Consider the following 13883-nt stretch of genomic DNA (forward strand, 5'->3'; position numbering starts at 1 on the left):
TGATTTAAGTAGTCTCCTTACCTTTATTTATGATGTTCAAAAACTTGTTTGGTTCCTCATTAACAAAGAAATGTCCAGATTTGAAATATTCAAAACTAATAGTTTCTTTTGAAAAATTAATCCATCCTTTGTATTGATCCTCCTCGTCTGAGTGCAGAACATGAACCTTTCCTTCAACGCTTGGTCCATTTTCGAATTTGTATTTATTTAGCATTTTTATATCATTCTGATAAATAGGTAAGTAATAATTTAAAAAGCCAATGTCATTTAATAATGATTCATTAGTTCCATTTAAAGCCAATAATTGTTTTTTTAAGGAATTGATATCAGTGATATCAATTGATCTATGCACACTTTCTGGAGAATTTGAGGCACAAAAGAATATTTCTTCGGGAAGCGGCCTATTTTCTTCAAAGATTTTTCGATACAACTCGTATGCAACAATTGATCCCATACTGTACCCTAATATTGAATACGGTTTATTCTCTACGATTCGTGCGATTGATTTGTAGAAATCCTCTGCAATTTCCTCAATATTAGACATGAACTTCTCACCAACTCGTCTTCCATGGCCAGCATAATCAAGACATTTAACATCATATTGTTCAACCGAATTTCTTAAAAAGTTAAAATTCCAACTACTTCCACCTGCATACGGTAAACAGAATAAAACTTTTTCCATATTTCTCTATTTAACCTCCTGTGTAATTTTCTTAACAGCATTTTTAAACTTACTTCTGTTAACATTAATATCCGGATACATAATTACTAATGTATCTTCATATCTTGTAAAAATGATTTGCGGGGATGTATTCTCTTGATTACTTTCGTCATCAAATATTTGAGATATTTCATCTTTTGAAGTTCCATATCCTATTTGAAAATTAACGGTTGGTACCTTCTTTAAAAAATCGTTTTGTGACTCAGTAATTTTGCTTAATAGTTCGTAATAGTTAATTTTATTCTTTCTCTTTAATCCAACAAGTTCTTCAATGTTTACTGATTCATCATCCTCTTCCAGTTTCAAAACAAATGGTAAAATATCAGCAAAGAGGCCAATCGTATTTGTTAATTCCTTATGAAAAACCCTCCGATCTTCATATACAAAAAGCATCGGTACTATGTGATTTTTTCTATCCCATTGATCACTCGATTCAAGGTATTTTCTTAACACTTTACCTACGAATTTCCATGGATCGCTATCTATCGCAGAAAAGGATGAATCTTCAAGCTCAAGTTGTATCATTCGATTTTCAAACTTACTAAATAAGTCAGCCTGACCGTTCCTATAGCTTTCAACAAATATTTTTGCTGTATCAATCAGTCGATTGTTATCGTAATTAGCTTCAATAATTTTTTGATTATAAAAATAATAGTCTTTCAAATTTTCTCTGCATTCATCGTTCAAATTGTTAATTAGATTGTCTTCCAAAATAAAGCGACTCATTTTATCCCATACAGCATGATGAACATAAAAAAGGAGCTCATATTCATATTGGCATGTTCGTATAAGACCTATTGATGAAAGAAAAGTCGATTTCTCATTTGAATTAACCAATTCGATCAAATAATCCTTAAAATTTTCTACATCATTAGTTTTTGAAACATCATCGACGATACTCAAATCTAAAAAAGAAGGAGAAAAAATTGGATTTAATCTTCTCAACTCCATTGCTTTGTACGTATCATTAAAGACAAAACGAAATACATCTTGATTCTCAACAATATTATTGATTATTTGAAAAATATCTTCGACTGTTTTTTTTGTGTTAAATTTTATACTTTCAAAAGAAAAAGTCGAGTTTTCAAGATAGAACATCTGCATTTTGTTTGGTACGAACATTTTCAAGACTTGATCACTAACAATCTTTGAGTGGTTCTCAAACTCTTCTTTTACGTCGTTCACATTTAAATCCTCAACGTAGGATATTATTTTTCGAATTTGCTTGAAGAATTCTGACTGCAGTTCTTCTGCCGATTTTAAGAAATATTCAGCTTGAATTGTTGATACAACTACCACTAATTGACCATTTTCAATAAGTCCATTAACTGTTATTCCTGTTGAAAACATATTGCCTTCATCCACATTATCTCCTGCTGAAATATCATTTTCTCTAAATACCTGTCCACTGTCCTTCATTGATGTTGTAGACGTTTCCCCATTAAAATTGTACGTAATGAATGGTTCTTTCCATGATGAACTTTTATCATTTTTACTTATCAAACCGTAATGTATTCCTTTTTTAGATAAAAGCTGATATTTCTTTTTAACAGTATGAATATCTCGTTCAATCTTTCCAGTCAACTCATCAATACTTAATGGATATATTGTTGTGAACCATCCAACCGTTCTATCAATTGATACATTTTTAGAAATTTGATCCCGCCCATGACCTTCTAGGTTCAAAGAAATAGATCCTAGATTTCCTATTTGTTGAATTGCTGTCAGCAATGCCGTCAAAAGAATGTGATTTAATTCTGCTCCAAAAAATTTAGTTACTTCTCTCATCAAAAAATGTGTCTCATTTTTATTTAAAATCATTGGTATATGTTGGATTTTATTTTTTTTGTAAAGGTTAGTTTTAAACTGGTTAGGTCGAATTATTTTTTCATTTTCCCGTCTCCAAAACGAGATCTCTTCAGTACCATTTAGACTTTCCCCATAACTTAATAAAGATTTACTCCATTCAACTACAGAACTAGTCTTATCTGGCAACGATAATTGCCACCCATTTGATAATTGTCCATACATTGTTTCGATATCTTCTACGATGATGCCCCAAGAAATTCCATCAATTATAAGGTGATGACAAATCACAACAAATAAATTTTTACCTTTTGACTTAAATAAAATTCCTTTTAAAAGTGGGCCACTTTCAATATCCATACTTTTTTGAACTTGGTTTGAATGATCATAGACAAAAGAATCAAAGTTTTCTTTATTAGGAACTTCAAACTTTTGAAACTCATAAAAAACTCCACTACTTAGTGGTTTGATTTCTTGTTTATTATTAGGAAAAATTGATCGAAATACATCATGATGGATAGTCAATTCTTTTAGAATGATCTTTAAATATCGACTATTCAAGTTTTCCGTGGATTCTAGAACTATTGACTGATTAAAATGATTTGGATTTTTCATTTTTTTTTCGAAAAACGATTTTTGAATTGGACTCTGTTCGACGTGTCCAATAACTTCATGTTGCTCAAACTTCCTGGATACTTTCTTTGCCACTTTAGCTAACTCAAAAACTTTACTATTTTGAAGAATCTCAAATACTTTTACTGAATAACCTTTTATCCGCAATTTTGATACCACTCTAATAGCTTTTATAGAGTCTCCACCTAAATCAAAAAAGTCGTCATCATATTTGAGTCTACTAATACTTAAAACCTCTTCAAATACTTCTGCTATAACACCTTCTACAATATTTAATGGCCGAAAGCTTTTCTCCTCTATTTTCATTGATGGGACTTTCAATGCCTTATAGTTAACTTTCCCGCTAGCATTCATAGGATAATTATCTAAAAAGACTATTCGATTTGGAATCATGTATTTAGGTAAAGTTTGTTTTAGTTGATTCTTAATATCTTTTTCTGATAAAGCAACTTTCTTATTCTTTTTTGGTACAATATAAGACACTAAAATATCGTTCTCTTGATAAATTCTAGAAATTGAGTCCTGTACATTATCTATTTTTCTTATTTGAGAATCTATCTCTCCAAGTTCGATTCTGTATCCCCTGAGTTTCACTTGCTCATCTTTTCTTCCTTGACAGATGATATCCCCATCTTGAGTCCAATATCCAATATCCCCAGTCTTGTAAACACGCTTTGTACCGAGCATTGGTAATTCAACAAATTTTTTTTCTGTTAAATTTGGTTGGTTTACATATCCTATTGCTAGTCCAGCTCCAGAAATACAAATTTCACCGGGTGAACCTATATTGCAAATGGAGTCATTATGAATGATATATATTTCAGTATTATCAATTGGTTTTCCAATACTAATTTCCTCATTATTCCAATTTTTAAAGTTCTTCGCTGTTACACAAACTGTTCCTTCTGTTGGCCCGTAACAATTACTTATTCGATGTATACACTTTCCTCCACTTGCTAAATACTTATCAAGAATATCTCTACTCAATGGTTCACCACCAAGATAGATGTGTTCAAATCCATTAAGTTTTTCCTCTTCTCCCATTTCAATTGCATATTCTATCAATGCTCTGAACATAGAAGGCACCATAATTATTTGTCTATTTTGGATTAAATTTAGCAATTTCTCTGGGTCTTTCCTTGAGTCATCATCCATTAGAATTAACTTTGCTCCAAATAGTAAGGGAGCAAATATTTCAAATATTGATCCATCAAAAACATAATTAAAATTCTGTAGCATTTCAGTCTCATATGAAAAGTGACCAAAATTAGACAACCATTCCGCGAGATTAACGATCCCGGTGTTCATAATTTCTACACCTTTTGGACTTCCTGTAGTTCCAGATGTATAGATGATGTAGCTACTTAAATTTTGAGAATAATGAAATGAAGGATTATCAGTTTTTTTTATTGCGTCTTTTTGAACAAGAATTTCATCAATATCTTTTCTATTTTCTTTAACTAGATTACTGAGCATCAATTTAGCTTTACAGTCTTTTATAATATATTCCACCCTATCGATTGGATGCTCCGGGTCAATCGGAACAAAGACTGCTTTTACTTTAAGCACTGCTAATATGCTGATAATCATCTCAAACGATCTTTCAAATCTCAGTATAATACGATCTCCTGTCTTAACTCCCTTTTCAATAAGTATTTTTGCCAAACCATTCACATATAGATTCAATTCTCCATAAGTAATCTTTTCTTGATCATACTCTATTGCAATTTCATTTTTTCTAAGTTGAACTTTCTCCTCAAATATTTCGACAACACTTTTTTCAGAACAAGTTCGTTTTGTATCATTTGAAGCTGTTATTATTTTCATTTCCTCTTCACTTAATAAATCCAAATTTGCTAAATAACTCTTTTCATTAACTAATAGTTTTTCAACAAATGTAGAGAATTGCTCAAGCATTTTCGATACTCTTTCTTTCTTGAAAAGACCCGTCTTATATTCAAAACCAATAATGATTTGATCTTCTTTTTCAACAATGTTAATTGTTAGATCAAATTTTGAATTTGTAGTTTCCATTTCAACTGGACATAGCATATTCTCATGATTGGGAATAGATGGCCAAATTTTTTGATAATTAAACATAATGTCGAAAAGTGAATTTCGATATTTTTCGAATCTATTTCCAGATATTTCGACCAACTGATCAAACGGATAAGATTGAAAATCCAAAATTTTATAGAGTTTCATTTCAAGATCATCGATTAAATCTAGAAATTTTATTTTTTGAGAATTTGCATTTCTTATTACTGTTGTATTAACAAACATTCCTATAATATCCATGAACTCATTTCGATCTCTTCCCATCACAGGGAGCCCAAGAGTAATATCTTCATGATCACCAATTTTTTTCAGGAATCCCACTACAGCAGCTAACCAAAACACTTGACTTGATTTTGAATTTTTTTTGCAAAATTCTCTGATTTGTCTTGAGATATGTGTTGGTAATATTAATGAAATCTCTTTTCCAACTTCATTAGCATTTTCCCGAGGAAAATCGGGAACAATGACTTCACTTTGGTTCCAATGCAGAAACTCGTTTAACCAGAATTTCTCGGCTTTGCTTTTATCATACTTATTTATCCACGAACTATAGTGTTTATACTGATACGACTGTTTTACTAGTTTTTTTCCGTTATATAGATCCATCAATTCACTCTGAATTATGACCATGGATTCTCCATCACTAATTAGGTGATGGAAATCTAGAAATAAATACTGTTTTTCCTTACAAATGATTTGCTTAACGCGAAATAATGGAGTTGCCTGAATATTGAAAGGTTTAGTGAAATCTTTAAATATTTGATCAGTAGATATTTCATCGATGTCAATCTTTTGAAAATCTAGTTTTGGTTTATCTTCAATAATTTGCAAGAAATTATCATCGACTACCTCAAATCTAGTTCTTAGTGATTCATGCCTCTGAATAAGCTTTAGTAGAGCCATCTGCAATTTTTCAGTGTTCATTTCCTTCTCTACTTCATACAAACTTGGAATGTTATAGAGAGTAGAGTCTCTTTGAGACTCTACAAGGGTAAAAATACGTTTTTGATTTGGACTCATTTTATATCTTTCCATAAAGTAATCTATTCTCCTTGTTAAATTAAATCCTCAGAAACATCTAGAGAGAGTACCAAATCATTCTCCGATGGTTTAGTCTTATCTGAACAGTGTTTAGCAATACCCATAACGTTTCGTTGATTCATAATGTCTGAAATTGAGACACTTAGATATCCTTGTTTTTCTATCTCAGATTTTAATTTGATAGCAGCAAGAGAGTGTCCTCCGATTTCAAAAAAATCTGTATCACGACTAATTTTTTCTTCGACGTTCAATATCTTTTGAAAGGCATCTGCAACCAAAATTTCTTTTTTGCCTTTAGGTTTATGATAGTCATGAACTTGATTAATTCTCTCGGGGATTTCAAGTTGTTTTAAATCCAATTTTCCACTACTGCTTGTTGGAAAGTGCTTAACGACAACTATTCTCTCAGGAATCATGTATCGTGGAAGAGTTAAAGACAGTTCTTCCATTATAGTTTTTTCATCGATACTAAATTGTGACTCATTTAGAACAACAAAAGCACATAAAGAATCTTTAGATTTATCAATCTTGACTACCGCGTCTTTTATACTATCTATTCTTCTTAAGCTTATTTCAATTTCAGTCAATTCAATCCTGTATCCTCTTAGTTTTACTTGATCATCAATTCTACCAATAAATTCAATCTCTCCATCAATATTCCAAAGTCCAATATCTCCAGTACGATACATTTTTATTTTTTTATTTATAGGATGTTGAACAAACTTCTCACTAGTAATTTCAGGTCGATTAATATACCCGTCGGCAACACCTATTCCACTAACACAAATTTCTCCAATCATACCAGGCCCACAAATCGAATTATCCATGCCTACAATTAGAATCTCCATGTTATCAATTTGTTTACCGATAGTGATTTTTTTACTAGATTTTAAATCCAAGTGTTTTGCGGTAATACATACAGTTCCTTCTGTCGGTCCATAACAATTACTAATCCTATCAATCTGTTGGCCTCCATAGTTTAAATAATCTTCTATAAGATCAGTCGTTAGTTTTTCTCCAGCTAAATGGATACGATCAAACCTATCGAAAACATCAATTCTTCCAAGAGATTTTGCATATTCTAATAATTCTCTAAACATAGTTGGAACCATCGTAATTTGTCGACCTGCTATTAGAGAAAGCAGTTTTTTCAAATCCTTTGAATCCTCTTCTGAAATCATTAATAGTTTCCCACCAGAAAGTAATATTGGGAATATCTCGAAAATAGACCCGTCAAAAACATAATTAAAATTCTGTATCACTTCAGTAGTATCTGAATATTCTGCGAATGAAGAAAGCCATTCAGTTAGATTACTAATTCCACTATGCTTTATTTTTACTCCTTTTGGATTACCCGTGGTCCCGGAAGTATAAATTACATACGCTAATTTATCTGAATAATTCGTTAAATATAGATTTTCTTCGGCAGAAAGATCATCTAGAGCCACATTAAGTTGCAGTACATCCAGACAACGATCAGGATTATCGGTTAAAACTAATTTGACATTACAATCATTCAAGATGAAATTGATTCGATCAATCGGTTGTATTGGTGATAGAGGCAGGAAGGCTGCATTGACTTTAAGAACTGCCAGCATTGAGATAATCATTTCCAATGATCGATCCATCCTGATACCAATGATTTCTCCTTCATAGTTTCCTCTATCTTGCATTTTTTTTGCCAAACTGTTTGCCATTTCATTTAATTTCTTGTAACTCAACTCTCTAGTATCAAATGAAACCGCAATTTGCTCTGATTTCTGTCTTACTATTTCTTCAAACTTAGTGACAACATTCACATTTTTGTATTCTATTTTTTTGTCACTTAGATTTAGTAATTGATTCTCATAGTAGTGATTCAAATTGAATGTTGCATTATTTTTAAGTAGCTCTTGGTCTGTCATTTGAGTCAGAATTTCAATTAATACTTTTAATATGCTAGAAACGAGTTGTCCTGAATACTTATTCTCATCATAAATAACTGTCATTCGAAGTTGATCATCTAAGTAACACTTTAGTGATAAGCTATAAGGTGTCTCTTCTCGACTAGCCACTTCTTCTTTAAAAATTGAACTAGTGTCAAAAATAGTATCGAAATTTTCGAAAGTGATAATCGTTCCAATTCGTTCAGAAATCAACCCTTTACTGTTCTTTATTTCATATAATGGAAAGTATTCATGTTCCTGACTATTAATTGTTTGTTGATGAAGATCAATTAGTTGTCTCTCTATAGATTTGGAACCATTATTTCTAACTCTTACAGGCACCGTGTTGATAAACATTCCTACTTGTTTTTCCAATCCATCAATCGGAAAGTTGCGACCTGAAACTACTTTTCCGAAGAATGTATCATTTGTATTATTGTACTTTTGAAGAATAGTTCCCCAAACGAACTCAATGATAGTATTAAAAGTAATTCCCAACTTGCGACATAATTCTTTTAGATCCGTTGTTAGCTTATTTTCTAATATGATTTCTCTTTCTGATATTTGAGTATTTTTTTCTATTGTGAGTTTATCAGGAGTAATAGTTAATAGATCATCAGTACAACCATCAAGTAAATCTTTCCAATAGTTTTCTGACTCATTGACTTTCTTTTGTGAAATTGCTAAAAGATATTTTGACTTAACCTTGTTATCTTCCACAAAGCTTATATTTTTCTCTTCATAGAAATCCATTAAATCGTTGACTAACAATCCAAAACTCCAACCATCAATCAAAAGATGATGAATCGTGATAATAAAATATTTTTCCCCGATATTGTTTTCTATTAATGAGAAATTCACTAATTCTTGATTCTCAAATGAAATTTTATTTTTAAGAATATCCTTTGCAAGTTGTGAAACATCAATTTCATTAATGTATCTATCTGTTCTAATTTTTTTATCCCTAACAACCACTTGGACAATTTCTCCAACAACCTGATGATAAAAATTAGTTCTGAGAACACTATATTTTGCTACTAATTTCTCAATTGCAACTTGAAATCTATCTAAATCAATTTGATCATTTAAAAGAAAAATTGATTGCAAAATATGAGCAGAACTTTCTGTATCTTTTAGAGCTAAATAAATCATTCCTTTTTGAGTAGGAGTTACGGGGTAGATAGCCTCAATTTCGTTTTTCATTTTCGAAATTTCTCGGTCGATTTGCATATACTCTCCATCAGTCAAAGTTTGATTTCCATAATCCGAAGCCGTCTTTTCAGACCTTTGGACTTCACAACAATGATCAATTATATTAACCAAACTACTGATGAATTCATTACCTAATTTTTCAATTGGATATTTTCCGCTATCAAATTGATCAACTATAACTTTAAAGTTTCCATCAACTATGACACTATTAAAAGACACTGCTGTCCCAAAATTATTACTTAAAGACACTGCTTCTCCTGTATCTATATCGTTTCTTAAAGTTAGTAGGCTAGTACCCTTCTCTTCTGTTGATTCCTGTAGATTTCCATGGTAATTAAAAGTCAATAATGGAGTTGTTAAATTCTTAACTGTATAATTCATTCCATAATTTGGGATACTATGAAGTGTTTCTTTAGTTTCTCGAATCATTTTCTTAAGACTATTTTCTTTCTTCAGAATCACAGGATACACCGTTGTAAACCACCCTACAGTTCGATCATTTCTCAAAGAAACATCATCATTCTGTCTACCATGACTTTCTAACATAACAGAAAATTCTTTCTTCTTAAAAATTTTACTAAAAGCAATTCCTAGCGCACTTAATAGTATGTCGTTAATTTCTGTGTGGTATGCGAAATTTGCTTTTTTTAGTAATTTTTCAGTGTAATCCTTCGATAGTTCGAAATTAAATGAAAGATTTTCTTGTTCTTGTTCTTCTTCATGATAGAATTCTACTTCTATTTTCTCATTAACCTTTTTCCAATATGCCTTTTCTTTATCTGAAATATTAACTTCACATAAATTGACAGACTCAATCCATTGCTTAAATGAAACTGATTTTGCTGGAAGTTTCAATTGTTCATTTTGAAGCTTTTGCCGATAAATTGTTTTAAAATCGTCCATAATTATTCTTAGCGACACTCCATCAACAATTAGGTGATGAAACAAAAAGAAAATATAAGAATGTTCTTCTGTATGAAATAGTCCAAGTTTGATCAGTTCTTCATTTTTTATAGATAGCTTATGTTGCATTTTTTGACACATTTGACTAACCCATGCTGTTTCTGGAAGTCCCTTTGGCTTTCTTTTTTCGATAAGTTCAAAACAGAGATCACTCTCGCATTTTGGTCTTATGTTTCCGATTTTTCCTAGAAAACTTGCTCTCAACTGATCATGATATTCAATTAGTATTTTCATTGATTCTTTGACTACTGACCCATCCAAATGGTGATTTGCTTCTAATACAAGTGACATTGAAAATTGATTTGGTTCAGGTAATTCTGAATCAAAAAATTTTTTCTGCATTTTAGATAAAGGGAATTCACCTTCCATTACGTGTTCATAAGTTGATGATTCTTCAATTTTTCTTGCGCTTTCACTGATTAGGCTAATCGTTCTTTCTTTCATTATTTCTTGTACAGTAATACTTAACCCAGCCTCACGAATTTTCGATACAAGTCGAATAGCTTTAATTGAGTCTCCTCCCAACTCAAAGAAGTCATCCTCTATGCTAGGCATAGTCACACCAAGTATTTCTTCAAATGCTTGAACAATTACATTCTCTATTCCATTCCTTGGTGAAACATAATCACGTTTTGTTTTCTTTTCGGGAATTGGCAGTGCCTTTTTGTCAATTTTTCCACTATTACTTCGAGGGAATTCTGGAAGACATAAGACTCTAGAAGGAATCATATATTTTGGTAGTGTATCTGACAAAGTAGAAATTGATTCCTCTTCATTAAAATCTTCAGTTGCCAATACATACCCACAAAGATAAGAGGAAGCCTCCTCTTCAATGACTTTCACCTGAGCATCGCGAATTTTCATTTGTCTTCGTAGCTGATTTTCAATTTCCTCTATTTCAATTCTATATCCTCTTAGTTTTACTTGATCATCAATTCTACCCATATATTGAATTTGACCATCTTCCAACCAACAAGCTAAGTCGCCAGTACGATACATCCGTTCCCCAGTCAGGGGGTTTTTAACAAAACTTTTTTCTGTTAAGTCCGGGCGATTTAAGTATCCACGTGCAACTCCTACACCAGAAATACAGAGTTCGCCAACAATTCCAACATCACAAGCGGTCTCATTTTGAAAAATATCAACTCTCACGTTCTCAATAGGTTTACCTATAGTGACCACATCACCGTTCCAGTTTTCAAAACTTCCAGAAGTGGCACAAACTGTTCCTTCAGTAGGTCCATAGTTATTGTGGAATTTATCCATTTTACTTCCAGGTATCTTACTATAAGTATCCAAAAGATCTTTATCCAGAGCTTCTCCTGCGACATAAATCCTTTCAAAACGATTAAATTCTTCTATTTGATTTGTAGCTTTTGCGTATTCTAGCACTGCCCGAAACATTGAAGGTACAAGAGTGATTTGTTTTCCTGACCAACGATTTAGTAACTGTTGGGGATCTTTCGATTCTGCTTCTGATAATATTTCCAACGTATTTCCAAATAATCCACAAGAAAAGATTTCTGGTACTGATCCGTCAAAGATGTAATTGAAATTTTGTAATACAACAGTCTCTGATGAATACTTTCCATATCGATATAGCCATTTTGCTAAATTTATTACCCCTTTATGTTCGATCATAACTCCTTTTGGAGTCCCAGTAGTCCCAGATGTATAAATTACGTAGGCTAAATCGTCAGGAAAAATCTCTCTTTCTGGAGTAACAGAACTCATCGACTGATAGTCATTGATTAATAGAGTATTTACAAAATCAATGTTTAGTTTATCTCTTTTGTGATCAGATAGTACAATTGACGTATGACTATCTTCTAAAATAAAACTAATACGGTCTTTAGGATGTGAAGGATCCAAAGGCAGGTAGGCTGCACCTGCTTTAAGAATCCCATAAATTGCTATTATCATATCTATTGAACGATCCATCATGATACCAACAGTCTGATTTTTTTTAACACCTGCTTGTTGTAATACTTTCCCCAGATAATTACACCGTTCATTTAGTTCTTTAAAACTCAAGGAATGATTCTCAAACTTTACAGCTGTTTTATTTGGATTACATATTACTGTTTCTTCAAACTTGTCGAGTAAAGTATTCTCAATAAATTCTTGATTTTTGACCAATCTCGTCTCTTTATCTTCAGAAATATTTAAACCTATTTTCCCGATGGGTGTATGCTCATTTGACAAAACACTTTCTAAAAAATTTTCAAAATAAGTACTTAGTTTTCTGATGGTATCTTGTTTAAATAGCTCGGTACTATATTCCCAATACATTTGATAGCCATTCTCTGAATTAATTACATCTAAAGAAAGTTCAAACTTTGTTGTTTCTGTTGAAGGAGCCTGATTAATTAATTTTACTCCGGCTAAATCGATATCGCTTTCACTATCAGAATTGAAAGAGAAAAGTGTTTCAACAATTCCAAGTTTAGAATTATCTCTTTTCAGATGTAAATCTTCCAAAAGCATATCTAATGGATAATCTTGATTTTTAAGATACTCTGACCAATCACTAGTTAAGTTTTTTACAATTTCTTGAAATGTTAAATTGTAATCGATTTTTATTTTTACTGGAATAGTATTTACGAACAATCCGATCAATCCTTGAATATTTGGAACTGTACGACCTGAAACTGGCACTCCTACAATCATTTCGTTTTCCAAACTAATGGTCTTGATCGTCATTGCATAACATGCTAACAGTACAATAAATTCAGTAGTTCCTAGTTTTCTTGAAAAACGTTTTGTCTCATTCTGTAGCTTCTTATCTAATGACTTTATGAAACTTGCACCCAGATTTTGAACGTTCGGAGTTACTAAAAGATCTGCTCGAAAATTATTAGATAAAAACCCCTCTTTATAAGTATTGGTCCAAAACTCTCTTTCTTCTGTATAATCCTTATTATTTAGATAATAAGCATAATCTTTATATTGAGTTTCAAACTTCTCTAACGAAATTCCTCGCATTAAATGATCCAACTCCTGAAAAAAGATACTCCCAGAAATTCCATCAAAAATAATATGATGAAAATCAAAAAATAAATATGATTGATCAGTTTTTAAAGTTTCAATCAATCGCACTCGAAAAGGACCAGGTTTGCTTAAATTGAACGGCTTTACTAAATTCTGAAACAATTCTCTCTTTGAGATAGCATCTTCATTCCAATTAAAGTATCCTATCTTGAATTTTTTCGTATCGTGCACTGCCTGTACAAATACTCCTTTTTCATAGTGAAAACTCGTTCTCAAAACTTCATGTCTTTTTATTAAAGTTTGAATACTTTTTTCCAGAATATCGATATCAATATTTCCATCAAGTTTATATAAACTTGGAATATTGTATTGTGAACCTATCCCGTTCATCGCAATCTGCAAACTAAACATTCTCTTTTGTTGCGAACTCATCTCATATTTTTTCATCTGATACCTCTTTTCTTTCCTTATTAAATATTATTTTATTAATTTAAGAATATGGAAAGCTCTAGATTAATGACTATCACTAAACT

At 31.6% G+C, this 13883-nt stretch carries 3 protein-coding genes; all 3 read right to left on the reverse strand.

All coding sequences use genetic code 11. The features are described from left to right. Positions 1-4: 4 nt before the first annotated feature. From JZO85_RS21820 to JZO85_RS21830, 3 genes are read right to left on the reverse strand one after another with little or no spacing between them, the layout of a single operon-like run. Complete coding sequence (locus JZO85_RS21820) at positions 5-682, reverse strand: thioesterase II family protein (RefSeq protein ID WP_207110636.1); 678 nt, start codon at positions 680-682, stop codon at positions 5-7. A 6-nt stretch (positions 683-688) separates the two neighbouring features. Beyond that, complete coding sequence (locus tag JZO85_RS21825) at positions 689-6253, reverse strand: non-ribosomal peptide synthetase (protein ID WP_207110637.1); 5565 nt, start codon at positions 6251-6253, stop codon at positions 689-691. A gap of 20 nt (positions 6254-6273) precedes the next feature. Beyond that, positions 6274-13797, reverse strand: coding sequence for a non-ribosomal peptide synthetase (locus JZO85_RS21830; RefSeq protein WP_207110638.1), 7524 nt, complete (start codon positions 13795-13797; stop codon positions 6274-6276). Positions 13798-13883 lie beyond the last annotated feature (86 nt).

Origin of the sequence: Candidatus Enterococcus murrayae, assembly GCF_017315985.1 — a bacterium.
GTDB classification, from domain to species: domain Bacteria; phylum Bacillota; class Bacilli; order Lactobacillales; family Enterococcaceae; genus Enterococcus_A; species Enterococcus_A murrayae.

Coding starts and splice junctions, on each gene's coding strand:
- JZO85_RS21830 (WP_207110638.1), bottom strand. CDS start 13,797: ATGAAAAAATATGAGATGAGTTCGCAACAAAAGAGAATGTTTAGTTTG.
- JZO85_RS21825 (WP_207110637.1), bottom strand. CDS start 6,253: ATGGAAAGATATAAAATGAGTCCAAATCAAAAACGTATTTTTACCCTT.
- JZO85_RS21820 (WP_207110636.1), bottom strand. CDS start 682: ATGGAAAAAGTTTTATTCTGTTTACCGTATGCAGGTGGAAGTAGTTGG.